The sequence below is a fragment of the Bacillus sp. PS237 genome, assembly GCF_037963345.1.
In the GTDB taxonomy this organism is placed as follows: Bacteria; Bacillota; Bacilli; order Bacillales; family Bacillaceae; genus Bacillus; species Bacillus subtilis.
This window is the reverse complement of record NZ_CP150156.1, coordinates 2,284,604-2,310,618: the sequence shown is the minus strand read 5'-3', so window position 1 is coordinate 2,310,618 and position 26,015 is coordinate 2,284,604. Positions and strand designations below refer to the sequence as shown.

The window sequence follows — 26,015 nt, the reverse complement described above, 5'->3', positions numbered from 1 at the left end:
GGATGGAAATCATCAACTGGCTGTCTTTAGCCATGATTCCAATCATTATTGCCGGAATTCTTCTTTATGGAACGATCAAAAAGGTTCCGACATATGAATCGTTTGTCGAAGGCGGGAAAGAGGGGATAGAAATTGCCTTTTCCATTATCCCCTATTTAGTCGGAATGCTTGTCGCTATAACTGTTTTCAGATCATCAGGCGCGCTTGATTTTATAATGGATCTTTTAAAACCGGCTTTCTCCGCTATCGGCATCCCTGCTGAAGTAGTGCCGCTTGCTCTGATCCGCCCGATCTCCGGTACGGCCGCACTTGGAATGACGACCGATTTAATTGCAGTATACGGGCCCGATTCCTTTATCGGCAGGCTGGCTTCCGTCATGCAGGGATCTACAGATACAACGCTTTACGTACTGACTGTGTATTTCGGAGCAGTCGGCATTAAAAAAATGGGTGATGCATTAAAGGTGGGACTTCTTGCAGATTTAATCGGCGTAGTTGCATCTATCATCATCGTTACGTTATTATTTGGGAGCGCCTGAAAACGGCGTTTTTTTTAGATTTGGCATAGGAATTTGAAAAAGCTTGTTTGTTAAGGTTGAAAAAAGTAAGATAATACTTGAGGTGAAAGACATGGAAAGACTGCAAAAAGTGATTGCTCATGCCGGAGTTGCGTCGCGCAGAAAGGCAGAAGAGCTGATTAAAGAAGGAAAAGTAAAGGTGAATGGCAAAGTAGTAACAGAGCTAGGTGTTAAGGTCACCGGTTCTGATCAGATTGAGGTAAACGGGTTAAAGGTTGAACGCGAAGAGCCGGTTTACTTTCTCTTATATAAACCAAGAGGCGTTATTTCCGCAGCGCAAGATGATAAAGGACGCAAAGTGGTGACGGACTTTTTTAAAAATATTCCGCAGCGCATTTATCCGATTGGGCGTCTGGACTATGATACGAGCGGTCTTTTGCTTTTAACCAATGACGGCGAATTCGCCAATAAGCTAATGCATCCTAAGTATGAAATAGACAAAACATACGTGGCGAAGGTGAAAGGAATCCCGCCTAAAGAGCTGCTCAGAAAGCTGGAGCGCGGAATTAGGCTGGAGGAAGGCAAAACAGCGCCTGCTAAAGCGAAGCTGCTGTCTTTGGATAAGAAAAAGCAGACAAGCATTATTCAGCTGACGATCCATGAGGGACGCAACAGACAGGTGCGCCGCATGTTTGAAGCGATCGGACATGAGGTAATCAAGCTGAAGCGTGAGGAATACGCGTTTTTAAACCTGCGAGGCCTGCACACGGGCGATGCCAGAGAGCTTACGCCTCACGAAGTAAAAAGGCTCAGAGCACTGGCGGATCACGGTAAAAACGCTTTCTAAATTTCACATAACCTTCAAAAAGTAAGAAATGTGAAATGAACGTGCAATGATATAATTGAATGGATCTGCAATAGGGGGAAGGGGGCAGTGGACAATGAAGAAAAAAAGGCGTTTATTCATTCGGACCGGCATCCTTCTCGTTTTAATCTGCGCACTCGGCTATACCATTTACAACGCTGTATTTGCCGGCAAAGAGAGTATATCCGAAGGGTCCGACGCACCGAATTTTGTCCTAGAGGATACGAATGGGAAACGTATCGAGCTCAGTGACTTAAAAGGGAAAGGTGTTTTTTTGAATTTCTGGGGTACATGGTGTGAACCGTGCAAAAAAGAGTTTCCTTATATGGCAAACCAATATAAGCATTTTAAAAGCCAAGGTGTTGAAATTGTCGCTGTAAATGTTGGGGAGTCAAAGATAGCAGTACATAATTTTATGAAATCCTACGGAGTCAATTTCCCGGTTGTTCTGGATACAGATCGCCAAGTGCTTGATGCCTATGACGTATCTCCGCTTCCGACAACCTTTTTGATCAATCCGGAAGGAAAAGTTGTCAAGGTGGTGACCGGCACTATGACAGAAAGCATGATACACGATTATATGAATCTCATAAAACCCGGAGAGACTTCGGGATGAAGCAAGTCAAATGTGAATGCGGACATATAAACCCGGTCGGAACCGTTTTATGCGAATCGTGCGGAAGAGCTCTTCAGGAAACTCAACCTCCGCTCGCTGATATGAGATATGACGGAAGCGCAAGACGTTCGCAAACCTATAACAAAACGATCATCGACAAAATTTGGAATTTCTTTTCCTCGGTTAAGGTGGGAATATGGCTTATCGTCATAACCCTTGCCGCATCAGCGTTCGGCACCATTTTTCCCCAGGAAGCCTATCTGCCTCCGGGCGCACAGGCTGATACTTATTACAAGGAGCAGTACGGCACGTTTGGCCAGCTTTATTATTTGCTCGGGTTTCATCATTTATATGGTTCTTGGTGGTATTTGCTGCTCATTGCCTCGATCGGCATTTCACTCGTGATTTGCAGCCTTGATCGGGTCATTCCGTTGTATAGAGCGTTAAAAAACCAAGGTGTCAGAAGGAGCCCGGCCTTTTTAAGAAGGCAGCGCTTGTTCAGTGAAACAGTTACTGTACTGAACGGGGAATCGAAAGAAAAGATAGTTACTCTATTAAAGAAAAAACATTATAGAATCAGAGAAAAAGAGGGCAGCATTCTTGCTGAAAAAGGACGCTTTTCCCGCTGGGGCCCGTATGTCAACCACATTGGATTGATCATCTTTCTGATTGGTGCGATGCTGAGATTTGTGCCTGGCATGTACGTCGATGAGACGCTTTGGGTCAGAGAAGGCGAAACCGCAGCAATTCCGGGTACAGACGGAAAATATTATTTGAAAAACAATCAATTCAGCGTAGAGACCTATAACAGCAAAACGGAAAAAAAGGTATTTGCAGATGCCATTGACAGAGTCGGGGACGGTAGAGTGGCAAAGAACTTTCAAACTGATGCCGTACTCTACAAGAGAGAAGGAAAAATTGTTTATGGCGAGAAGCCGAAGCTGGAAAAAGTAACAGAAGAAGACATCCGTGTCAATCAGCCGCTGCGTTTTGATTCTTTTTCCGTTTACCAGGTGGATTACAAAGAGAATCAGCTTGACCAAATGGTGTTCCAGCTGATTGATAAAAAAACAAAAAAATCCTTTGGGAGCCTGAAGATCAACCTTCTGGATCCAGATTCAGTCTATGATCTTGGTAACGGTTACAAGGTGGAAATCGCCAGCTACCTGCCTGACTTCTATTTTAATCAGGACGGAGAGCCGAGCACAAAAACAAAGATCCCTAACAATCCGGCTTTTGTCTTTAATATCATAACGCCGGACAAACCGAAAGGCGAAAAGAGCTTTGTCGCCATCCAAGAAACCATCGAAGGATCAGGCAATAATAAATACAAGCTGAAATTTGACCATGTCGAAACGAAAAACATTACTGGACTTACAGTCAGAAAGGATCTGACACTCTGGGTGCTTGCTGTCGGCGGAGCCATTTTTATGATCGGTGTCATTCAAGGTATGTACTGGCAGCATCGAAGAATTTGGCTGCACTCACAGGACGGTGCAGTTATGGTAGCAGGGCATACCAATAAAAACTGGTTTGGCCTGAAGAAGGATTTAGCATTTATATTGGCTGATTCCGGACTGACTGAACCGGTGGACCAAAAAGAATTAATCAAAACACAGAAATAGGCGAAAAGGGAGTGATGTCATGGCAGAGCTGAGCGGAAATTTTCTTTATGCGGCCTTTCTTGTGTATTTAATCGCTGTCCCAATCTTCGGCGGGGCCATACGCGGGAATAAAGATAAAAAGGGCAGGCCAAACCGATGGGCCAACATTGGAATCACCCTTTCTATTGTCGGTTTTTTCTGCCACCTAGGATATTTCATCACAAGGTGGGCTGCAAGCGGCCATGCGCCTGTCAGCAATATGTTTGAATTCACCACCGCTTTTGGCATGATGCTTGTTTTGGCGTTTATCATTCTTTATTTTCTCTATAGATTGCCTTCATTAGGCCTGTTTACGCTGTCAATTGCTTTATTGCTGATTGCCTACGCCAGCATGTTTCCGACAGATATCTCGCCTTTAATTCCTTCGCTCCAAAGTAACTGGCTGTATATTCACGTAACAACGGCCGCGCTTGGGCAAGCTATACTTGCCATCAGCTTTGTCGCTGGTGTCATCTTTCTTTTGAAGCATGTAGACCAGACAAAGCCAAGCAAAAAGACCTTCTGGCTTGAAGCGATTATGTTTATCCTGGTCACAACCGTCGCCTTTATTGCAATCACATCGGCATTTCGTCTTGCAGGCTATGAAGCGGAGTTTAACTGGGTGGACAAAAGTAAAGAAAAAAGCGTGATGGTGTACGAAATGCCCGCGCTTGTCGGTCCGCATCAGGGAGAGCTTTTGACCGAAGGAAGAATGGAACCGCTTGTTGATCTTCCCGCGCTTTTCTCAGGCAGAAAAGTGAACACTGTCATTTGGTCATTTGGAGCAGGTCTTGTGTTGTATGGGGCTCTCCGTCTGATCATCAGAAAAAGAATCAGCGCTCTATTACATCCGCTGGTGAAAAACGTCAATCTTGATCTGGTGGATGAGGTTGGGTACAGGGCCGTATCAATCGGATTTCCGATCTTTACACTCGGCGCGCTGATCTTTGCAATGATTTGGGCTCAGCTCGCGTGGACCAGATTTTGGGGCTGGGACCCTAAGGAAGTATGGGCGCTGATCACATTTTTGTTCTATGCCGCTTACTTGCATTTAAGACTGTCAAGAGGCTGGCACGGTGAGAAGTCAGCATGGCTGGCCGTAATCGGTTTTGCTATTATTATGTTTAATTTAATATTCGTAAATCTTGTGCTTGCCGGACTTCATTCTTATGCATAGTCCTTTGAAAGCGACACAGTTCTCAAACTTTCTCACGATTTGATAAAATGAAAGTAACAGAAGGAAAGCAGGGGGAAAACATGGACCAAACGAACGAAACAAAAATATTAGTAGTTGATGACGAAGCCAGAATTCGCCGCCTTTTAAGAATGTATCTTGAACGTGAAAATTATGCTATAGATGAAGCTGAAAATGGTGATGAAGCCATTGCCAAAGGGCTTGAAGCCAATTATGACTTAATTTTGCTTGATCTGATGATGCCGGGGACTGATGGAATTGAAGTGTGCCGGCAAATTCGTGAAAAAAAAGCGACACCCATTATTATGCTGACCGCAAAAGGAGAAGAAGCAAACCGGGTGCAGGGGTTTGAAGCGGGAACAGATGATTATATTGTTAAGCCGTTCAGCCCGAGAGAAGTCGTGCTGCGTGTAAAGGCCCTTTTGAGAAGAGCATCCCAAACCTCTTATTTCAATGCCAATACACCGACGAAAAATGTGCTCGTGTTTTCACATCTGTCAATAGACCATGATGCTCACCGCGTAACAGCTGATGGAACAGAAGTGAGCCTGACGCCAAAAGAGTATGAGCTTCTATATTTCTTAGCGAAAACGCCTGACAAGGTGTATGATCGGGAAAAGCTTCTGAAAGAAGTGTGGCAATATGAGTTTTTTGGTGATTTACGGACAGTGGACACTCACGTCAAACGCTTGAGAGAGAAGCTGAACAAGGTATCTCCGGAAGCTGCGAAAAAAATTGTCACCGTATGGGGTGTAGGTTATAAATTTGAGGTCGGCGCTGAATGAAATTTTGGAAAAGCGTAGTAGGCAAGCTGTGGTTTACGATCCTTTCACTCGTCTTGATCGTATTGTTCATTTTAACGGTTCTTTTGCTGGAGTTTATTGAAAACTACCATGTGGAAGAAGCTGAGAATGATTTAACACAGCTTGCGAATAAAGTTGCTGTCATCCTAGAAAATCACGAGGACCAGGCACTGGCAAGGTCAATCACTTGGGAACTCGCTGATAACTTAACAAGCATTGCCATCATCCAGGATGAGAAGAACCACTGGTATTCTCCGAATGATAAAAATCGCCTGTCGTCTATTACGGTTGAGCAAATACAGCATGACAAAGACTTAAATAAAGCTCTCAAAGACCATAAAAAAGTAAGCAAACGGACGGGACTGAGCGATACAGACACGGATAATGAACGCCTGATTGTAGGTGTCCCGTATGAAAAAGACGGAAAGAAAGGCATGGTCTTTTTATCCCAGTCTTTGCTTGCCGTTAAAGATACAACAAAACATACGACCCGCTATATTTTTCTTGCCGCTGGAATTGCGATTGTGCTGACCACATTTTTCGCATTCTTTTTATCAAGCAGGGTCACGTACCCTCTCCGAAAAATGAGAGAAGGCGCGCAGGATTTGGCGAAGGGCAAGTTCGATACAAAAATCCCGATTTTAACTCAGGATGAAATCGGTGAACTGGCGACCGCTTTTAATCAAATGGGCCGGCAGCTTAACTTTCATATCAATGCGCTCAATCAAGAAAAAGAGCAGCTTTCTAACATTTTGAGCAGTATGGCTGACGGGGTTATTACCATTAATATTGACGGTACGATTCTTGTGACCAACCCGCCGGCTGAACGTTTTCTTCAGGCTTGGTATTATGAACAGAACATGAATATCAAAGAAGGCGACAATCTTCCGCCTGAAGCAAAAGAGCTGTTTCAAAACGCTGTCAGCACTGAAAAAGAACAAATGATTGAGATGACGCTTCAAGGCAGATCATGGGTGCTTTTGATGTCGCCGCTTTATGCGGAATCGCACGTCAGAGGAGCGGTTGCCGTACTGCGTGACATGACAGAAGAACGCCGCCTTGATAAGCTGCGGGAGGACTTTATCGCAAATGTCAGTCATGAGCTGAGAACACCGATCTCCATGCTTCAGGGATACAGTGAAGCAATTGTCGATGACATTGCAAGCTCTGAAGAAGACCGGAAAGAAATTGCCCAAATCATTTATGACGAATCGCTCCGAATGGGCCGTTTAGTTAATGATTTGCTTGATTTAGCCCGAATGGAATCAGGCCATACAGGCTTACATTATGAAAAAATCAATGTGAATGAGTTTTTAGAAAAGATCATTCGGAAGTTTTCCGGTGTTGCGAAAGAAAAAAATATTGCTTTAGATCATGACATTTCTCTCACAGAAGAGGAATTTATGTTTGATGAAGACAAGATGGAGCAGGTATTTACCAATTTGATTGATAACGCGCTGCGGCATACTTCAGCCGGCGGCAGTGTCTCCATTTCAGTCCATTCTGTGAAGGATGGATTGAAAATTGATATCAAAGACTCCGGGTCTGGCATACCGGAAGAAGATCTGCCATTTATCTTTGAGCGGTTTTATAAGGCAGATAAAGCGCGGACAAGGGGCAGAGCAGGAACCGGGTTAGGGCTGGCTATCGTTAAAAATATCGTGGAAGCCCACAACGGATCAATTACTGTGCACAGCCGAATAGATAAAGGAACAACATTTTCTTTTTATATTCCGACAAAACGGTAAAATCGAGTCTGAATTTGCCGAAGAATCTTGTTCCATAAGAAACACCCGCTGACTGAGCGGGTGTTTTTTTAATAGCCAACATTAATAAAATTTAAGGATATGTTAATATAAATTCCCTTCCAAATTCCAGTTACTCGTAATATAGTTGTAATGTAACTTTTCAAGCTATTCATACGACAAAAAAGTGAACGGAGGGGTTTCAAATGGAAGAAACCTTTCAATTATTATATGATACATATCATCAAGATTTGTACCAATTTTTATTTTATATGGTAAAGGATAAAAACCAGACAGAAGACCTTCTTCAAGAGGTTTATATCCGGGTATTAAATTCTTATCATACGTTTGAAGGAAGAAGCAGTGAAAAAACATGGCTTTTGTCTATCGCACGCCATGTTGCGATAGACTGGTTCCGTAAACAGCAAACAATCAGACAGCGTATACTCGGTACATTTGACTGGGATACACAGGATGTCAGGGATCAGCAATTGCTGCCGGACGAACTTGCGGTTCAACATGAAAATGTCCGGGAAATTTATGCTGCGCTTGATCAATGTACAATCGATCAAAGAGCTGTGATTATCTTGCGGTTTATTCAGGGATATTCAATACAGGAAACAGCCAAGGCTCTGCGCTTCTCGGAAAGCAAAGTAAAAACGACCCAACACAGAGGGCTCAAAGTACTTCGGAAACATATGGAGCTTTTGAGGGAGGAGCTAATGGATGATGAAGTCAGAATGGAACGAAGAACAGATAAAGGAGTTGTTAAGTCAACTTCCGGCAGTTAAAGACCATCGTTCGCCTCAGGATATTTACAAGCGGCTGACGATGGCAAAGCGTAAAAATAAGCCCGCTGTCAGGTGGATTGGCCCCGCGTGTGCCGCTGCAATTGCGGTTTATATCGCCTTCATTATTTCTCCTCATTTCTTTGATCAGGCACAGCCTCAACAAAAAGAAGCGTCCCAAGAGAACGCAGTAACGAAAACTGAGACAGAAGACAGCCCAAAAGCTGCATCGTCCTTGGATCAGACATCGTTTGTCGTTCCTGAAAAGGAACAAGACAATTACATCACTGTAGCGGTTGCTGATGCCGATACATCTGCAATCATACCCGTCAGCATTCAAAAAACAAATGCAGACCAAACGATCCAGGATATGCTGTTTGAAAGTAGTGAATTGGGCATCCTTGATCATGCCATTACAATTCCAACCTTCATAGATGAAGTAGAAATAAAGGAAAAACCAAAGCAGAAGGAATTAAGTATACGAGTCCATCAGCCAGCTACGGCATTTTCTATAAAAGATGATACACTGTTAAAAAAATTGCTTAAAGAATCCTTAAAATGGAGTCCTTATGAAAAAGTCAAATTTTTATCGGATCAAAATGAGACTGGGGTTCGGATTGGCTCATATGGCACTTTTACGGAAATTTCGATTCCCAAACAGTCAAAACGATCCTACTACTTGTACCAAAATAAACAAGGACAAGACTTTCTCGTTCCGTCAAATCATTCTTTTGATACAGTAAAAGAAGCGATTAAGGAAATGGAATCGAGCAGCCAAGAAGATACGACACCTCTTATTCAAGCGGGTGCTGTCCAATCTGTAACGAAGAAACAGAAACACTTATATATCCGCTTTTCAAAGGAGTCAGAAGTTGATGATTCTATTGCCGGTATTTTAATGATTGAGGGACTACTTTTGACTGCAAAAGAGTTTGGCTTCACAGAAGTGACCTTTACGGAAACCAGAACGAAAAAAATCGGCAAATATGACATATCAGATGCAATTCCGGTGCCAGCTGCTCCAAATCCGATTTCCTTAAACTAAAAAGAGCCCTTTAAGGCTCTTTTTTAGTTGCTATTCATATAATAGAAATTTTCAAAAAAAAGTTGTACGTGTATAATAAAACAAGGTAAAGATTGAAAGGATTTGAGACGAGTGAACGTGTTAACGATTAAAGGAGTTTCCATCGGGGAAGGGATGCCGAAAATCATCATTCCGCTGATGGGAAAGACGGAAAAACAAATTCTGAATGAAGCAGAGGCAGTAAAATTACTGAATCCGGACATTGTTGAATGGAGAGTCGACGTATTTGAAAAAGCGAATGACAGAGAAGCGGTCACAAAGCTCATTTCTAAGCTTCGTAAATCTTTAGAAGACAAGCTATTTCTATTTACATTCAGAACCCACAAAGAGGGCGGGAGCATGGAGATGGACGAAAGCTCCTATCTTGCTTTGCTGGAATCGGCAATCCAAACAAAAGACATCGATCTGATAGACATCGAATTATTTTCAGGAGATGCAAATGTAAAAGCGTTAGTATCGCTGGCGGAAGAAAACAACGTCTATGTGGTGATGTCAAATCACGACTTTGAAAAAACACCTGTAAAAGATGAAATTATTTCCAGACTTCGAAAAATGCAGGACTTAGGCGCGCATATTCCAAAAATGGCTGTCATGCCGAATGATACTGGAGATCTCCTAACACTGCTTGATGCGACGTATACAATGAAAACAATATATGCAGACCGCCCCATTATTACAATGTCAATGGCTGCAACAGGGCTCATCAGCAGGCTGAGCGGTGAGGTTTTTGGATCGGCTTGTACTTTTGGAGCTGGAGAAGAGGCGTCCGCACCAGGCCAAATTCCTGTTTCTGAGCTAAGGAGTGTCTTAGATATTTTGCATAAAAACACACGGGGATAGAACAATAAAAAAACTCAAGCTATATAGCTTGAGTTTTTTTAATTATGGCAGATCAATGAGCTTCACAGACACAATATCAGGGACATTTGTTAGTTCTTTCACAATTTTATCTTCCAGATGTCTGTCAAAGGAAAGCATCATGATGGCTTCTCCGCCTTTTTCCTTACGGCCAACCTGCATAGTTGCAATGTTAATATCATTATCTCCGAGAATACGTCCTACTCGGCCGATGACACCTGTTGTATCTTGATGCTGGATATACACCAAGTGACCAGTCGGATAAAAATCAATATTAAATCCATTGATCTCGACAATTCGTTCTCCGAAATGAGGAATATACGTAGCCGTTACAGTAAAGGTGCTGCGGTCTCCTGTCACTTTTACGCTGATGCAGTTATCGTATCCAGATTCAGAAGAGGAAATTTTTTCACTGAAGCTAATGCCGCGTTCTTTTGCGACACCCCCGGCATTGACCTCATTAACAGTAGAGTCTACGCGCGGTTTTAAAAAGCCTGACAGAAGGGCTTTTGTAATGAACGATGTTTCAAGTTTAGCAATTGTGCCTTCATATTGAATGGCAACATCCTGTACTGGTTCTTTCATGCACTGTGATACAAGGCTGCCAATTTTTCCTGCAATTTGATGGTAAGGCTTAATTTTAGCAAATTCATCTTTTGTCATGGCAGGCAGGTTGATAGCTGACATGACAGGCAGGCCTTTTGCGAACTGCAGAACTTCTTCTGACACTTGGGCGGCGACATTGAGCTGTGCTTCTTTCGTTGATGCTCCCAAGTGAGGAGTGGCAATGACTAATGGATGATCAACAAGTTTGTTGTCAACTGGCGGTTCGACTTCGAAAACGTCAAGCGCTGCTCCCGCAACATGCCCGTTTTCCAAAGCTTCGAGAAGTGCTGCTTCATCGATAATTCCGCCTCGCGCACAGTTAATTAAGCGAACGCCTTTTTTCGTTTTTGCAATCGTTTCTTTATTCAATAAGCCTTTTGTTTCTTTTGTTAAAGGCGTGTGAACGGTAATGATATCCGCACTTTCAAGCACTTCTTCAAATGTACGGCTGTTTACGCCGATTTTTTTCGCTCTTTCTTCCGTTAAGAAAGGATCAAAAACGTGCACAGTCATACCGAACGCTCTCGCACGCTGTGCAATTTCACTTCCGATTCGGCCTAATCCTACAATACCAAGCGTTTTTCCATAAAGCTCTGAACCGACATAAGCTGTGCGGTTCCACTCTCTGGATTTCACTGAGATATTAGCCTGCGGAATGTGTCTCATTAAAGAAGAGATCATTGCAAATGTATGCTCAGCTGTCGAAATGGTGTTGCCGTTCGGAGCATTGATCACGATTACCCCGTGTTTCGTAGCCTCATCAATATCGATATTATCGACACCGACACCGGCTCTTCCGACAATTTTTAAAGAAGTCATTTTGTTGAAAAGGTCTTCTGTTACTTTTGTCGCGCTTCGCACCAAAAGAGCATCAAAAGTATGTAATTCATCTTCTGCATCTGCTACGTTTTTTTGAACGATTTCAATAAAGTCTGATTCAATAAGTGGCTGTAAACCGTCGTTGCTCATTTTGTCTGAGACCAATACTCGAAACATCGTTAGATTTCCTCCTAAATTGACAAACTAAATATCTGATAATTTAACATATTCTCAAAAGAGTGTCAACGTGTATTGACGCAGTAAAGGATAAAAGTAAAGCCTAATAAATCAATGATCTGACAGCTTGCAGGTAATATATTTAATTTGAAGCAATTCTCTATACAGCCAACCAGTTATCGTTTATAATGTAATTAAATTTCATATGATCAATCTTCGGGGCAGGGTGAAATTCCCTACCGGCGGTGATGAGCCAATGGCTCTAAGCCCGCGAGCTGTCTTTACAGCAGGATTCGGTGAGATTCCGGAGCCGACAGTACAGTCTGGATGGGAGAAGATGGAGGTTCATAAGCGTTTTGAAATTGAATTTTTCAAACGTTTCTTTGCCTAGCCTAATTTTCGAAACCCCGCTTTTATATATGAAGCGGTTTTTTTATTGGCTGGAAAAGAACCTTTCCGTTTTCGAGTAAGATGTGATCGAAAAGGAGAGAATGAAGTGAAAGTAAAAAAATTAGTTGTGGTCAGCATGCTGAGCAGCATTGCATTTGTTTTGATGCTGTTAAATTTCCCGTTTCCGGGTCTTCCGGATTATTTAAAAATCGATTTTAGCGACGTTCCCGCAATTATTGCCATTCTGATTTACGGACCTTTGGCGGGTATTGCCGTAGAAGCGATAAAAAATGTTCTTCAGTATATCATTCAGGGAAGCATGGCCGGAGTTCCTGTAGGGCAAGTTGCGAATTTTATTGCAGGAACACTCTTTATATTACCGACTGCTTTCTTATTTAAAAAACTCAACTCAGCAAAGGGCTTGGCTGTCAGCCTGCTTTTGGGAACTGCAGCGATGACCATTTTAATGAGTATTTTAAATTATGTTCTGATTCTTCCGGCATACACGTGGTTTTTACATTCACCGGCATTATCCGACAGCGCGCTAAAAACAGCAGTCGTCGCAGGTATCCTGCCGTTTAACATGATAAAAGGTATTGTAATTACGGTTGTATTCTCACTAATTTTTATCAAGCTTAAGCCATGGATTGAGCAGCAGCGAAGTGCACATATCCATTAAATAAAAAAGCTCCCGTTCGGGAGCTTTTTTTAGTTACTTCTATTCAAATTTAAGCGGGTCGCCTTCAAATGGCTCATCCGCCACTTTGATGGAATCAGTAGGGCATCCTTCAAATGCGTCAATCATATCTTCTTCCAGTACCTCAGGAACTTCGACAACACCTTTGTTTTCATCAAGCGTTACGAACGCGATGCCTTCATCATCGTAATCGTAAATGTCTGGTGCAGCAGCTCCGCAAGCGCCGCATGCAATACATGTATCTTTGTCTACGATTGTGTACTTTGCCATGAATAAAACCTCCCAGATTGTTCTTGGTGGAACAAATGGATCAATCTTTATATTTAATCAATTTAACACCTATTCCTCTTACTTATTGTAATGATGTTGCTGCCACATTTCAACAGAAAAATGATTGAGAATGCTTATCACATAAGGGGTTATCTACATAACATCCCCCTTAATGATGACTTTAAACGTCGATTTCTGTTTGAAATCTGTTAAAATAAAAAGAGCAAATCAACGATTTTTGTCAGGAAGAATGTAGGTGGATAGGTTGTCATTAAATTACTTCGATATTATGGTTCTCGATTGTCTTTGCAAAATAAACGGGGAACGGTCGGGAAGCGCTGTTTTTCACCTATTCAAAGGCAAGAGATCGTCACAGACCATTCAAGATGCCGGCTTATTTCAGACTGCAAAATACTTTGGAATGGCGGCAAAATGTTCGAGAAGCGATATTTCTGCGTCGCTTGACAAGCTTGAAAAGCATTCATATCTCGCGCCAATGTCTGAATCAGATACATACAAAGTGACAGCCAGCGGCGCAGCAGTTTTGAGACATGCCCTTAGCGAGCGGCCTTGGCCCGTTCATTGTCACGGCGCTCATTATCAGCAGGCTGCCGGCGTGCTTTGGAAAAGGCTTTCGCTGCTTGTGCAGGTCCTATCCCATAAACAGCAAGGGAGCAGGCAGTATATCCCTGTCACAAAGGATCATAAGACACTTCACTGGGTAAAGAAATACCTGTCCCGGCATACGGATCATATAGAGATGGCAAAAAGCCTTTTTGCCATGCTTGAGGCGCATTTGAAAAAGATTGAAAACAAAGCAGCGCAAATTTTTGTCTACTCCTTAACCTCGCACCATCGGATCGGTTATACGAGCAGGCAGCTTGCTGATACGCTGAAAGAAGACGAATGGTATGTCTATATCATGTTTTGGGCTTCGGTACATTATTTTATTCATTCTCTTCCGGAGTGTGAAGATGCTTTGTTAAAGGATCTCCTTTCTGATGTGCACTTAGATAATGCCCTGACAGAGTCGACGAGGAAAACATGGCAGATGGTCAAACAAGGGTTTCCGATACAGCGAATTGCTGAAATCAGAAAGCTGAAAACAGCGACGATTGAAGACCACATTGTCGAGATTTCTCTCCATGAGCCTGCGTTTATGATTAATGACTATGTATCAGCAGAAGACCAGCTTCAAATCGCAGAGTTTGCCAAACGGATGCGGACGAATAAAATCAAACAAATTCGCGACGGGCTGGAACAGCGGTTCAGCTACTTTCAAATCAGACTGGCATTGACAAAGCAGGTGCAGCAATATGACTAAATTACAGCAAACGTTATATCAGTTTTTTGGTTTTACTTCCTTTAAAAAAGGGCAGCAGGACATTATTGAAAGCATACTCAGCGGGAAGGATACCATTGCAATGCTCCCGACTGGGGGAGGGAAATCGCTTTGCTACCAGCTGCCTGGTTATATGCTTGATGGCATGGTATTAATCGTTTCTCCACTGCTTTCTTTAATGGAGGATCAGGTGCAGCAGCTCAAAGCCCGGGGGGAAAAGCGTGCTGCAGCTTTGAACAGCATGCTTAACAGGCAGGAAAGACAATTTGTTTTAGAACATATTCATCGATATAAATTTTTGTACTTGTCTCCTGAAGCTTTACAGTCTCCATATGTATTGGAAAAATTGAAAAGCGTTCCGATTAGCCTATTTGTTATTGACGAAGCGCATTGTATTTCTGAATGGGGACACGACTTCAGGCCTGATTATTCAAAGCTCGGACAGCTGAGAAAAAAACTTGGACACCCACCCGTTCTGGCATTGACCGCCACGGCTACAAAGGAAACGCTGCAAGATGTCATGAACCTGCTGGAGCTGCAGCATGCTGTACGCCATCTCAACTCAGTCAACCGCCCAAACATCGCACTGAGGGTTGAAAATGCGGCGGATACTGCCGAAAAAATAGATAGGGTCATTCAGCTGGTTGAAAACCTGCAAGGTCCGGGAATTGTTTATTGTCCAACACGGAAATGGGCTAAGGAATTAGCGGGTGAAATTAAAAGCAAAACGAGCAGCAGAGCCGACTTTTACCATGGCGGTTTGGAGTCAGGGGACAGGATTTTAATTCAGCAGCAGTTTATTCATAACCAGCTTGATGTGATATGTTGTACGAATGCGTTTGGAATGGGTGTCGATAAACCTGATATCAGATATGTGATTCATTTTCATCTCCCGCAGACGGCAGAAGCTTTTATGCAGGAAATCGGCAGAGCGGGACGCGACGGAAAGCCGAGTGTCAGCATTTTGCTGCGGGCGCCAGGGGATTTTGAATTGCAGGAACAAATTATCCAGATGGAGAGTGTCACAGCTGAAGAAATCGCCGACGTAATCCGTGTGCTAGAGAAGACGGAGGAGCGGGATGAGAGAAGGCTGCGTGACGTATTACTTCAGTATGGCGTCGGAGAGACACAGGCCCGTATGATGATTCATCTCTTTATGCAGGGAAAAACATCAGTTGAACTGATGAAGAAAGAAATTTCATATCGCATGGAGCTGAAGCTGGAAAAAATGCACCGTGTATCATTTTTGCTTCAGCGTGACGGCTGTTTAAGGCAGGCACTGTTAACCTACTTTGATGAATCATACGAGCCTGATGACGGAAACCTCCCGTGCTGTTCACATTGCGGTTTTGATTTATCCTTGTATGAACAAAAAGGGGAACGGAGTAAAATGGCGCCATTAGACAGCTGGAGTTCGGAATTGCACCGGATATTCAGCTTGCAGACTGTAGGTGAGCTGAACTGAAACAGCAAAAAGATTATATTCAGCATATGACTGACCATGATATGCTGAAGCAGTTATATTTGACGCAGCTACTCATCATCTTTGCCGCTGCTGCAGCAGGACTGTTCTTTTTTGAGGATGTACGGGACGTATTAAAGCTCTGGGACATTCGCGATATGCGAATCATCTGGTATGGTGTTTCTATAGCTGTTATTGTTATTTTAGCCGATATGGCAGTAATGAAATGGTTTCCGTCTCATTTATATGATGACGGCGGAATCAATAAAAAAATATTCAGTAAGAGGTCAATCCCTCATATTATATTTTTAACGCTTCTGATTGCTTTCGCGGAAGAAATGTTATTCAGAGGAGTGCTGCAGACTCATATCGGTTTATGGACGGCCAGCCTTATATTTGCCGCTCTGCACTTTCGGTATTTGTCAAAATGGCTGTTATTTATTATGGTGACAGCAATCAGCTTTTTGCTCGGTCTGATGTATGAATGGACCGGCAACTTATTTGTTCCGATGACGGCGCATTTTATCATTGATGCCGTGTTTGCCTGTCAGATTCGTTTTGAACATGTGAGGAGGGATAAACATGACGAACATGTCGAGAGTAGAGAGAAGAAAAGCCCAGAATCTTTATGAAGATCAAAACGCCGCATTGGCGGACGATTATGTCGATGATGGAGAAAGCCTTCCGACAAGACAATCTGTAAAAAATCAAAGAGAACAGAAAAAAAAGCAAGGCAAAACAAAAACGCCATTATTCACAGTACTCGCAGTAATATTTGTATTTGTGCCGGTTATCGTTTTAGTCACCTTATTTTATCTAAAGAGCCACCCGGATAATCATGACGATTATGAAGATGTTTTTATTGACAGCAGCCAAAGCAAATATGAGGTTGTCCCGAAATCAGAGGATAAAAACGATACCGCAGACACTAAAGAAACCGCACTGCAGAAGGAGTCAAAAAAAGAGCCAGAAGATTCCAAGCCAAAAGAGCAAACAGCTGCTGATAAGAAACAGACTGCTGTAGCGGAAAAAGAAGACTCGCCAAATAAGGAGGAAGCAACCGCCGCGGCTGCTTCCTCTTCCCAATCAACAGTACAACAGCAAGAACAGCCAGCTGAGCCAGTTCAAAATGTGCCGAATCGCGTTGTCAAGCACACCGTCCAAAAGAAAGAAACGCTATACCGCATTTCCATGAAGTATTATAAAAGCCGGACAGGAGAAGAAAAAATTCGAGCATATAATCATCTGAATGGAAATGATGTTTACACCGGACAAGTTTTGGACATCCCTTTAATGGATGAATAGGGTATTATTTTTATTTTACGTTCATATATTGTAGCAATGAAAATGGACAAGGTGTGAAGCGTATGGAATCCTTATGGAATCAGCTGGATCAGTTTACAGACGCGCCGACCAAACAGATGCTCCAAGCGCTGGTAAAACGAAAACAAAAATTCGAAAATTATGCAGCACAATGCCGCAGATGGCGATGGGCTTCACTTATCTGCCTAGGCTTATTATGTGTTATGATCATGATCAAAAGCCCGGAGCCTCAGCTTATACTTCAAGAAATACTTAGCCATACCTTTTATTTATTTTGGATGCTGGCAACCGCTTTTGCCTACTGCACTTCATATTATTTCAAGAAAAAGGAAGAAAAATCCGAGACTGATTTCCATAAACTGAGATGTGAAATTATTCAGAAAAGCACTGATCTCTGGCCGCAGCCCGATAAATGGAAGGCGAGAGAGTCTGTTTTTCATATGATGAAGCACAAATATGACATTAATCTATATTTTGAAAGTAAATAAAATGGGGCGTTTTCTCAAACGATAGAAACGTCTTTTTTTATTGTCCGTCTTATTGATAAGTTCTAAAAAGAATGGAGAGTTTTTTATGAAGCTATCAGTGAAAATTGCCGGTGTACTAACTGTTGCGGCAGCGGCAATGACGGCAAAAATGTATGCAACAGCAAAAGGCAATCATTTGAAGACACATACGTTTCCTTTATCAAAGATGAAGGGCAAGCCGCCTCTGACAATCTTTTTTATTTCAGACATTCACAAACGTCTCATCGATCAAGACCTTTTAGAAAAAGCGCGAAGCCATGCCCCCCACTTGGTTATAATCGGCGGTGATTTAGCTGAGGGCGGGGTGCCCAGTGCGAGAATCGAGGAAAACATCAAAAGGCTCGTACATTTCGGGGTCCCTATCGTGTTTGTGTGGGGGAATAATGATTATGAAGTCAGGCAGCATAAGCTGTATTCCATATTTAAAGCGCACGGCGTCATCACTCTGAGAAATGAGTCAGTCCCGTTTTCATACAATGGGCATACGATTGCGATTGCGGGGGTTGATGATATCAGGATGGAGATGGATCATTATGAGGAAGCCATCAAAGAACTTGATGAAAGCCAGCTGAATATTCTGGTTTGCCATAATCCGGAGATTCATGAACAAATCAATGAAGATGACGGTATTGATGTGATACTCAGCGGACATACCCATGGAGGCCAGATCAGGTTTGGAAAATTCGGTCCTTATGAACTGGGGAAAACAGGTATTGTTAAAAACGCGGCATATCTGATCAGCAACGGCTACGGCACGACAAAAGTGCCTCTTCGTTTAGGTGCTGAGCCTGAAACTCACATTGTGACTCTTTGCGGGCCAGAATAACTTCTAAAAAGCAAAAATCCGTATGGCAATAAAAACTGCATTGTGCTTGTCTTACTAGTGAACTCAGTGTAAACTGATAACAATTAAGAACCTATGACTCATCATCTCATATAATGTGTTATATGATTTGTGTGCAAGTAGAGGCAGGAGGGAACGTTATGCGGCTTGAGCGTCTGAATTATAATAAGATCAAAATCTTTTTAACCCTCGATGATTTGACAGACCGGGGATTGACAAAAGAAGACCTCTGGAAGGACTCATTTAAAGTCCACCAGTTATTTAAAGATATGATGAATGAAGCAAATACAGAGCTCGGCTTTGAAGCGAATGGACCGATTGCAGTGGAAGTGTATTCTCTCCAAGCACAAGGGATGGTCGTGATTGTAACAAAGAACCAAGACGCCGATTCAGAAGACGATGAGTATGATGATGATTACATCGAAATGCAAGTCAAGCTTGATGAAAGCGCGGACATCATATATCAATTCCATTCCTTTGAAGATATCATTCAGCTTTCAGAAAGCTTACAGCGAATCGGTATCACAGGGGGAACTGTCTACCACTATGACGGGCAGTACTTTTTAAGCCTTGAAGATCTAGGGTCACATACGGCTGAAGGGGTTGTGGCGGTTCTGGCTGAATACGGCAATCCGACAACTTTAACGATTTATCGCCTGCAAGAGTATGGTAAGCTCATTATGGACGGTAATGCCGTAGAAACGATACAAACTCATTTTTCATAAGAATGCAACGGAAAACTGCTGATTTCAGCAGTTTTTTTTCGTTAAAAAACATGGAAAAACATAACGTTTATTCTATGCACAGATCATATGAAGGTGTATACTATTCTCTGAAAGGGAGCATGTGAGAAACAGAAGATTCTAGGAGGTTAACTCAAATGGCAGCCGATCGAAACACCGGTCATACAGAAGAGGACAAACTTGATGTATTAAAATCAACCCAAACCGTAATACATAAGGCTCTGGAAAAATTGGGATATCCCGAAGAGGTATACGAATTGTTAAAAGAGCCGATGAGATTATTAACGGTAAAAATACCTGTTCGTATGGACGACGGTTCAGTAAAGATTTTCACAGGATATCGTGCGCAGCACAATGACTCTGTCGGTCCAACGAAAGGCGGGATACGTTTTCACCCGAACGTAACAGAAAAAGAGGTGAAGGCGCTTTCAATTTGGATGAGTTTAAAATGCGGCATAATTGATCTTCCATATGGCGGTGGTAAAGGCGGAATTGTTTGTGATCCAAGGGATATGTCGTTTAGAGAGCTGGAGCGTCTGAGCAGAGGGTATGTCAGAGCGATCAGCCAAATTGTCGGCCCGACAAAAGACGTGCCGGCACCGGATGTATTTACAAACTCACAAATCATGGCTTGGATGATGGATGAGTATTCAAGAATTGATGAATTTAATTCGCCTGGATTTATTACAGGCAAACCGCTTGTGCTTGGCGGATCTCACGGGAGAGAATCTGCGACAGCAAAAGGTGTTACCATCTGTATTAAAGAAGCGGCTAAGAAGAGAGGCATCGATATTAAAGGTGCGCGTGTCGTTGTCCAAGGCTTCGGAAACGCGGGAAGCTATTTGGCAAAATTTATGCATGATGCGGGGGCAAAAGTTGTCGGCATCTCAGATGCGTATGGCGGACTTTATGATCCGGAAGGCCTTGATATCGATTATTTACTCGACCGACGCGACAGCTTCGGTACCGTAACAAAGCTTTTCAACGATACCATTACCAACCAAGAGCTGCTGGAGCTGGATTGTGATATTCTCGTTCCTGCTGCGATTGAAAATCAAATTACAGAAGAAAATGCCCATAATATCCGGGCTAAAATTGTCGTTGAAGCAGCGAACGGACCAACAACGCTTGAAGGAACAAAAATTCTTTCAGACCGGGACATTCTGCTTGTACCAGACGTGCTGGCAAGTGCCGGTGGCGTAACAGTTTCTTATTTTGAATGGGTTCAGAATAACCAAGGCTTCTACTGGAGTGAAGAAGAGGTAGAAGAAAAATTAGAAAAAATGATGGTCAAATCATTTAACAATATTTACGAAATGGCTAACAACCGAAGAATTGACATGAGGCTCGCTGCATATATGGTCGGCGTTCGCAAAATGGCTGAAGCTTCGCGTTTTAGAGGCTGGATATAAGTTGATGATTTGCATAAAAATAAAAAATCTCCTATGATAAAATAGGAGATTTTTTTATTCGGAAATAGAAAATATGAAGTGAAATGCCAATCGCAGGAGTTGACAGAAATGATTCAAGAAAAAGCAATTATTATAGGCGGAGGACCTTGTGGACTATCTGCTGCCATTCACCTAAAACAAATTGGCATTGATGCCCTCGTCATCGAAAAAGGCAATGTCGTTAACAGTATTTACAATTACCCGACGCATCAAACCTTTTTCAGTTCAAGTGAAAAGCTCGAAATCGGAGATGTGGCATTTATTACAGAGAACAGGAAGCCTGTCAGAATTCAGGCTTTATCGTATTACCGGGAAGTCGTTAAACGGAAAAACATCCGTGTTAATGCGTTTGAAATGGTGCGTAAAGTGACGAAAACGCAAAATAACACATTCGTTATTGAGACGTCAAAAGAGACCTACACGACGCCATATTGTATCATCGCCACAGGCTATTATGATCATCCAAACTATATGGGCGTACCCGGTGAGGATTTGCCGAAAGTATTTCATTATTTTAAAGAAGGCCACCCGTATTTTGATAAAGATGTTGTTGTCATCGGCGGGAAAAATTCAAGCGTGGACGCCGCCCTTGAACTCGTGAAATCTGGGGCGCGTGTCACAGTTTTATATAGGGGCAATGAGTATTCTCCGAGCATTAAGCCGTGGATTCTGCCGGAATTTGAAGCTCTCGTCAGAAACGGTACAATCCGTATGGAATTTGGAGCTTGTGTCGAAAAAATCACCGAGAATGAAGTTGTGTTTCGCTCCGGAGAGAAAGAACTCATTACCATTAAAAATGATTTTGTATTTGCCATGACAGGCTATCATCCCGATCATCAATTTCTTGAAAAAATTGGTGTTGAAATTGATAAAGAAACAGGGCGTCCATTTTTCAACGAAGAAACGATGGAAACGAACGTTGAAGGTGTCTTTATTGCCGGTGTTATTGCTGCGGGAAACAATGCAAATGAAATATTTATTGAAAACGGCAGGTTTCACGGGGGGCATATCGCAGCGGAAATCGCCAAAAGAGAAAACCATTAAAGATGAGGAGCATATGATGCATTCGTATGCTCTTTTTGTTTTTTTAAGTGCAGACAGATGTAAAATTTTAAACAACATGGTAGGATAGATGTAGGAATATAAAGGAAAGAGGTTGCCTGATGTTTGCAATCATCTCTGCAGGAATTGCCCCCGGCATCGCGTTATTAAGTTATTTTTATTTAAAAGATCAGTATGATAATGAACCTGTACATATGGTGCTACGGTCGTTTTTTCTCGGGGTTGTTCTTGTATTTCCCATCATGTTTATCCAGTATGTACTTGAAAAAGAGAATGTAGGAGGCGGAAGCTTTTTCGTTTCTTTTTTATCTTCGGGGTTTTTGGAGGAATCATTAAAATGGTTTATACTGATGATCAGTGTTTACCCGCACGCCCACTTTGATGAGCATTATGACGGGATTGTGTACGGTGCAAGTGTATCACTCGGTTTTGCAACCCTCGAAAATATTCTTTATTTAATTGGCCACGGCGTGGAGCATGCGTTTGTCAGGGCGCTGCTGCCTGTTTCATGCCATGCCTTGATTGGCGTTATAATGGGATTTTACCTTGGAAAAGCCCGTTTTTCCGCTGATAAGGCGCGTGTAAAGTGGCTTACTCTTTCTTTAGTTGTCCCATCCCTTTTGCATGGATCATATGATTTTATCCTAACAGCGCTTAGCAATTGGATTTATTATATGCTTCCATTTATGGTATTTTTATGGTGGTTTGGTTTGCGTAAAGCGAAAAAAGCCCGTTCCGTTAATATGATGCAAGTATAGAAGCCGCACAGCAACCGTGCGGCTTTTTTGTGTGCAGTTTTTATGTTCTGAGGGATAACAAGGAAAGAGTGTATAAAAATAACCTCGTTACAGAAAATACGATTACACTTAAAAATTTGCAGTAGGAGGCTTGAAAAGATGAAGTCCAAAGGATCGATTATGGCATGTCTCATCCTTTTTTCCTTTACAATAACGACGTTTATTAATACTGAAACGATCTCTGCCTTTTCGAATCAGGTCATTCAAAGAGGGGCAACAGGGGATGATGTGGTCGAGCTTCAGGCGCGTCTTCAATACAACGGATATTATAACGGAAAAATTGACGGGGTTTATGGATGGGGGACGTACTGGGCAGTTCGAAATTTTCAGGATCAATTCGGGTTAAAAGAGGTTGACGGCCTTGTAGGAGCTAAAACAAAGCAAACCTTAATATGTAAATCAAAATACTATCGTGAATATGTCATGGAACAGCTCAATAAAGGGAATACATTCACGCATTACGGAAAAATTCCGCTAAAGTATCAGACGAAACCATCAAAAGCAGCAACACAAAAGGCAAGACAACAAGCAGAAGCACGGCAGAAACAGCCTGCGGAAAAAACAACGCAGAAGCCTAAAGCGAATGCGAATAAACAGCAAAACAATACACCAGCAAAAGCAAGAAAACAGGATGCGGTAGCAGCGAACATGCCTGGTGGATTTTCCAACAACGATATCAGGCTGCTTGCTCAAGCGGTTTATGGCGAAGCCCGGGGCGAGCCGTACGAGGGGCAGGTTGCTATTGCAGCAGTCATTTTAAACCGTTTGAACAGCCCGTTATTTCCAAATTCAGTAGCGGGGGTTATTTTTGAGCCGCTTGCCTTCACAGCAGTAGCCGACGGACAAATTTACATGCAGCCGAATGAAACGGCACGAGAAGCAGTGCTGGATGCCATCAATGGCTGGGACCCATCAGAGGAAGCACTTTACTACTTTAATCCGGATACGGCTACAAGTCCGTGGATTTGGGGGCGTCCGCAGATTAAAAGAATCGGTAAACACATTTTCTGTGAGTAGCAGATATGAGAAAGCATAAAAAGAGGTGTGATAAATGATCAGAGGAATTTTAATCGCCGTGCTTGGTATTGCAATAGTCGGTACAGGCTACTGGGGATACAAAGAACACCAGGAAAAAGACGCAGTTCTTCTTCATGCTGAAAATAACTATCAGCGGGCGTTTCATGAGCTTACCTATCAGGTGGATCAGCTTCATGATAAAATCGGAACAACACTTGCCATGAACAGCCAAAAATCACTGTCGCCTGCATTGATCGATGTGTGGAGGATTACATCAGAAGCTCATAACAGCGTCAGTCAGCTGCCGCTTACATTAATGCCGTTTAATAAAACTGAAGAGCTATTATCAAAGATCGGCGATTTCAGCTATAAAACGTCAGTCAGAGATTTGGACCAAAAGCCGCTTGATAAAAACGAGTATACATCACTAAATAAGCTATATCAGCAGTCCGAAGATATACAAAATGAATTGCGTCATGTTCAGCACCTTGTCATGAGCAAAAACCTTCGCTGGATGGACGTAGAAATGGCTCTGGCTTCTGACGAAAAACAAAGTGATAATACGATTATCAACAGCTTTAAAACAGTCGAAAAAAATGTTGGTGCATTCTCCACTGGCACTGATCTTGGCCCGAGTTTCACCAGTACGAAAAAAGAAGAGAAAGGCTTCAGCCATCTGAAGGGAAAACAAATTTCCGAACAGGAAGCAAAACAAATTGCTGAGCGCTTTGCCCCAGATGACAATTATTCAATTAAAGTGGTAAAGAGCGGAAAAAAAACAAATCGCGATGTATATAGCATCAGCATGAAAGACCCAGACCATAAAGCAGTGATTTATATGGATATTACGAAGAAGGGCGGGCATCCGGTATACTTGATCCAAAACAGAGAAGTGAAAGATCAGAAAATCAGTTTAAATGACGGATCGAACCGAGCGCTTGCATTTTTAAAGAAAAACGGATTTGAAACAGATGATTTGGAAATTGATGAAAGTGCCCAATATGATAAAATCGGTGTATTTTCATATGTTCCTGTTGAAAATAAAGTCCGGATGTACCCCGAGGCAATTCGTATGAAAGTGGCCTTGGATGACGGTGAGGTTGTCGGCTTTTCAGCAAGAGACTTCCTCACATCTCACAGAAAAAGAACCATACCTAAGCCTGCAATTACTGAAGCAGAGGCAAAGTCTAAATTAAATAAAAATGTACAAGTGAGAGAAACAAGGCTCGCTTTGATTACAAATGAACTAGGTCAAGAAGTGTTATGCTACGAAATGCTTGGGACAATTGAAAATGACACATTCAGAATGTATATCAATGCCAAAGACGGATCGGAAGAAAAGGTTGAAAAACTAAAAAATGCAGAACCTATATATAAAGACCTATAAAAACAGGAGGAAAGGACTAAATGTCTTTTCCTTTTTTTCATTACGTGCTTTAATAAAAACGTGAGTATATTGAATGCGAAAGAGTGAAGTCAATGATAGAGATTGGAGAAAATGTACTTTTAGAATATATAGAAGAAAATGAATTGAAAAAGGCAAAAAGCAAGGCGGTCAGCATCGAAAACAATGAACTTTTGATCGCGTATCCTGTTGATGTAGTTACAGGGCGAACTGTGATTTTACATAACGATATGGAAGTAACGGTAGAGTTTGTGGGAAAAGACGAAGTTCCTTATCGCTTTATAAGCCGTATAAAAGGTAAAGTGAAGGACAAACTTCAAATGATCTGTCTTGAAATGCCTCCCCGTGAAAAAATGAAAAGAATCCAGCGCCGCCAATATGTAAGAACTGATGCGGTATTAGATGTGCAAATTCAGCCGGGAAATGAAGAAGAGATCCGCACACTATCCTATAACATCAGTGCAGGCGGCATCGCCGTGGTTTTAGCTGATGGCCTTTCTTTTCAATCGGGGGAATCATTGCGCCTGATCATCCGTCTTCCTGAAGAGGAGCACACACGTCAAATAGAAACAGAAGCAGTTGTCAGACGAATCTTTAATGACCCCAAGTCAGAAAAACGAAAAATGACTTTAGAGTATTCAGAAATTGCAGCAGGTGACCAGCAGGCTTTGCTTCAATACTGCATCAGGCGCCAGTTAAATAAGAGAAGAAAGGCCCGAATGGAATAAACATCGGCAAACACTTCCATACTATTTGTAATGGAGGTGCTCCAATGAAAACATTTGAACGGCTGCTGATCAAATTATTGTTCATTCAGGCCATCATTTTACTTGGTGTCCAATTTCTTTTTCACTATCAGCATATTGAACCATACGTATCAAAAGTGATTCAATATGAAGGGGTGGATAAAATGGAGGAAAACAATAGGATTGAAACCTTCAAACATTAATTATTCATCAATTTTTCAC

27 protein-coding genes and 1 riboswitch are annotated in these 26,015 nt (G+C 42.3%); of the genes, 25 read left to right on the top strand and 2 right to left on the bottom strand.

What is annotated here, in order from left to right:
- Positions 1-2: 2 nt before the first annotated feature.
- The 10 genes from spmB (at position 3) to aroD (ending at position 10,097) form a co-directional block, all read left to right on the top strand.
- Positions 3-539, top strand: coding sequence for a spore maturation protein SpmB (gene spmB / locus NST22_RS11740; RefSeq protein ID WP_003230509.1), 537 nt, complete (start codon positions 3-5; stop codon positions 537-539).
- 91 nt (positions 540-630) lie between these two features.
- A complete protein-coding gene (gene rluB / locus NST22_RS11735) occupies positions 631-1,365 on the top strand; it encodes a 23S rRNA pseudouridine(2605) synthase RluB (protein WP_004398815.1) in 735 nt (244 codons plus the stop codon).
- 94 nt (positions 1,366-1,459) lie between these two features.
- On the top strand, positions 1,460-1,999 hold the full coding sequence (gene resA / locus NST22_RS11730; RefSeq protein WP_003230513.1) for a thiol-disulfide oxidoreductase ResA: 540 nt from the start codon (positions 1,460-1,462) through the stop codon (positions 1,997-1,999).
- Positions 1,996-3,624 carry a cytochrome c biogenesis protein ResB gene (gene resB / locus NST22_RS11725; protein ID WP_003230515.1) on the top strand — a complete coding sequence of 543 codons (1,629 nt, stop codon included), beginning with the start codon at positions 1,996-1,998 and terminating at the stop codon, positions 3,622-3,624. Before resA ends, resB begins: the two co-directional genes overlap by 4 nt.
- 19 nt (positions 3,625-3,643) lie before the next feature.
- Entirely contained in the window at positions 3,644-4,819 is a 1,176-nt protein-coding gene (resC, locus tag NST22_RS11720; RefSeq protein WP_004398799.1) for a cytochrome c biogenesis protein ResC, read from the top strand.
- A gap of 80 nt (positions 4,820-4,899) precedes the next feature.
- Positions 4,900-5,622, top strand: coding sequence for a DNA-binding response regulator ResD (resD, locus tag NST22_RS11715; RefSeq protein ID WP_003246107.1), 723 nt, complete (start codon positions 4,900-4,902; stop codon positions 5,620-5,622).
- A complete protein-coding gene (resE, locus tag NST22_RS11710) occupies positions 5,619-7,388 on the top strand; it encodes a sensor histidine kinase ResE (RefSeq protein WP_003230520.1) in 1,770 nt (589 codons plus the stop codon). The genes resD and resE overlap by 4 nt, the downstream gene beginning before the upstream one ends.
- A 203-nt stretch (positions 7,389-7,591) precedes the next feature.
- On the top strand, positions 7,592-8,176 hold the full coding sequence (gene sigX, locus NST22_RS11705; protein WP_003230521.1) for an RNA polymerase sigma factor SigX: 585 nt from the start codon (positions 7,592-7,594) through the stop codon (positions 8,174-8,176).
- Complete coding sequence (rsiX, locus tag NST22_RS11700; RefSeq protein WP_009967642.1) at positions 8,112-9,218, top strand: anti-sigma-X factor RsiX; 1,107 nt, start codon at positions 8,112-8,114, stop codon at positions 9,216-9,218. The genes sigX and rsiX overlap by 65 nt, the downstream gene beginning before the upstream one ends.
- Positions 9,219-9,329: 111 nt before the next feature.
- Positions 9,330-10,097, top strand: coding sequence for a type I 3-dehydroquinate dehydratase (gene aroD / locus NST22_RS11695; RefSeq protein WP_003230523.1), 768 nt, complete (start codon positions 9,330-9,332; stop codon positions 10,095-10,097).
- A gap of 42 nt (positions 10,098-10,139) precedes the next feature.
- On the opposite strand, the gene serA is transcribed toward aroD, so the two are convergent.
- A complete protein-coding gene (gene serA / locus NST22_RS11690; RefSeq protein WP_004398713.1) occupies positions 10,140-11,717 on the bottom strand; it encodes a phosphoglycerate dehydrogenase in 1,578 nt (525 codons plus the stop codon).
- A gap of 208 nt (positions 11,718-11,925) precedes the next feature.
- Positions 11,926-12,060, top strand: a riboswitch (FMN riboswitch).
- Between the two features lie 153 nt (positions 12,061-12,213).
- Here serA and fmnP point away from each other — a divergent pair.
- Positions 12,214-12,786, top strand: a complete 573-nt coding sequence (gene fmnP, locus NST22_RS11685) for a riboflavin transporter FmnP (RefSeq protein ID WP_004399159.1) — start codon at positions 12,214-12,216, stop codon at positions 12,784-12,786.
- Between the two features lie 39 nt (positions 12,787-12,825).
- On the opposite strand, the gene NST22_RS11680 is transcribed toward fmnP, so the two are convergent.
- Entirely contained in the window at positions 12,826-13,074 is a 249-nt protein-coding gene (locus NST22_RS11680; RefSeq protein ID WP_003225461.1) for a ferredoxin, read from the bottom strand.
- 265 nt (positions 13,075-13,339) lie between these two features.
- On the opposite strand from NST22_RS11680, the gene NST22_RS11675 reads away from it, so the two are divergent.
- The 14 genes from NST22_RS11675 (at position 13,340) to NST22_RS11610 (ending at position 25,996) form a co-directional block, all read left to right on the top strand.
- Entirely contained in the window at positions 13,340-14,398 is a 1,059-nt protein-coding gene (locus tag NST22_RS11675; RefSeq protein WP_004398594.1) for a helix-turn-helix domain-containing protein, read from the top strand.
- Positions 14,391-15,881: an ATP-dependent DNA helicase RecQ gene (locus tag NST22_RS11670; RefSeq protein ID WP_003230528.1), complete on the top strand. Its 1,491-nt coding sequence runs from the start codon at positions 14,391-14,393 to the stop codon at positions 15,879-15,881. Before NST22_RS11675 ends, NST22_RS11670 begins: the two co-directional genes overlap by 8 nt.
- A 26-nt stretch (positions 15,882-15,907) precedes the next feature.
- Positions 15,908-16,510 (top strand): CPBP family intramembrane glutamic endopeptidase, encoded by a 603-nt coding sequence (locus NST22_RS11665; protein ID WP_003230529.1) that lies wholly within the window; start codon positions 15,908-15,910, stop codon positions 16,508-16,510.
- The gene (locus NST22_RS11660) at positions 16,461-17,183 is read left to right on the top strand and encodes a LysM peptidoglycan-binding domain-containing protein (RefSeq protein WP_004398603.1); all 723 of its coding nucleotides are present in this window, start codon (positions 16,461-16,463) and stop codon (positions 17,181-17,183) included. The genes NST22_RS11665 and NST22_RS11660 overlap by 50 nt, the downstream gene beginning before the upstream one ends.
- A gap of 62 nt (positions 17,184-17,245) precedes the next feature.
- Positions 17,246-17,689, top strand: coding sequence for a YpbF family protein (locus NST22_RS11655; RefSeq protein ID WP_003230531.1), 444 nt, complete (start codon positions 17,246-17,248; stop codon positions 17,687-17,689).
- An 85-nt stretch (positions 17,690-17,774) separates the two neighbouring features.
- The gene (locus tag NST22_RS11650; protein ID WP_003230532.1) at positions 17,775-18,554 is read left to right on the top strand and encodes a metallophosphoesterase; all 780 of its coding nucleotides are present in this window, start codon (positions 17,775-17,777) and stop codon (positions 18,552-18,554) included.
- A gap of 158 nt (positions 18,555-18,712) precedes the next feature.
- Positions 18,713-19,297 (top strand): genetic competence negative regulator, encoded by a 585-nt coding sequence (locus tag NST22_RS11645; protein WP_003230533.1) that lies wholly within the window; start codon positions 18,713-18,715, stop codon positions 19,295-19,297.
- A 155-nt stretch (positions 19,298-19,452) separates the two neighbouring features.
- Complete coding sequence (gudB, locus tag NST22_RS11640) at positions 19,453-20,727, top strand: NAD-specific glutamate dehydrogenase (RefSeq protein ID WP_003230536.1); 1,275 nt, start codon at positions 19,453-19,455, stop codon at positions 20,725-20,727.
- 108 nt (positions 20,728-20,835) lie between these two features.
- Complete coding sequence (locus NST22_RS11635; protein ID WP_004399008.1) at positions 20,836-21,810, top strand: YpdA family putative bacillithiol disulfide reductase; 975 nt, start codon at positions 20,836-20,838, stop codon at positions 21,808-21,810.
- A 119-nt stretch (positions 21,811-21,929) separates the two neighbouring features.
- Entirely contained in the window at positions 21,930-22,586 is a 657-nt protein-coding gene (gene prsW, locus NST22_RS11630; RefSeq protein ID WP_003230542.1) for a glutamic-type intramembrane protease PrsW, read from the top strand.
- A gap of 138 nt (positions 22,587-22,724) precedes the next feature.
- The gene (gene sleB, locus NST22_RS11625; RefSeq protein WP_004398523.1) at positions 22,725-23,642 is read left to right on the top strand and encodes a spore cortex-lytic enzyme; all 918 of its coding nucleotides are present in this window, start codon (positions 22,725-22,727) and stop codon (positions 23,640-23,642) included.
- Between the two features lie 34 nt (positions 23,643-23,676).
- Entirely contained in the window at positions 23,677-25,029 is a 1,353-nt protein-coding gene (gene ypeB, locus NST22_RS11620) for a germination protein YpeB (RefSeq protein ID WP_003230547.1), read from the top strand.
- 92 nt (positions 25,030-25,121) lie between these two features.
- Positions 25,122-25,775 (top strand): cyclic di-GMP receptor DgrA, encoded by a 654-nt coding sequence (gene dgrA / locus NST22_RS11615; RefSeq protein WP_003230551.1) that lies wholly within the window; start codon positions 25,122-25,124, stop codon positions 25,773-25,775.
- Between the two features lie 44 nt (positions 25,776-25,819).
- Positions 25,820-25,996, top strand: coding sequence for a YpfB family protein (locus NST22_RS11610; protein ID WP_003230553.1), 177 nt, complete (start codon positions 25,820-25,822; stop codon positions 25,994-25,996).
- The last annotated feature ends 19 nt before the right edge of the window (positions 25,997-26,015 follow it).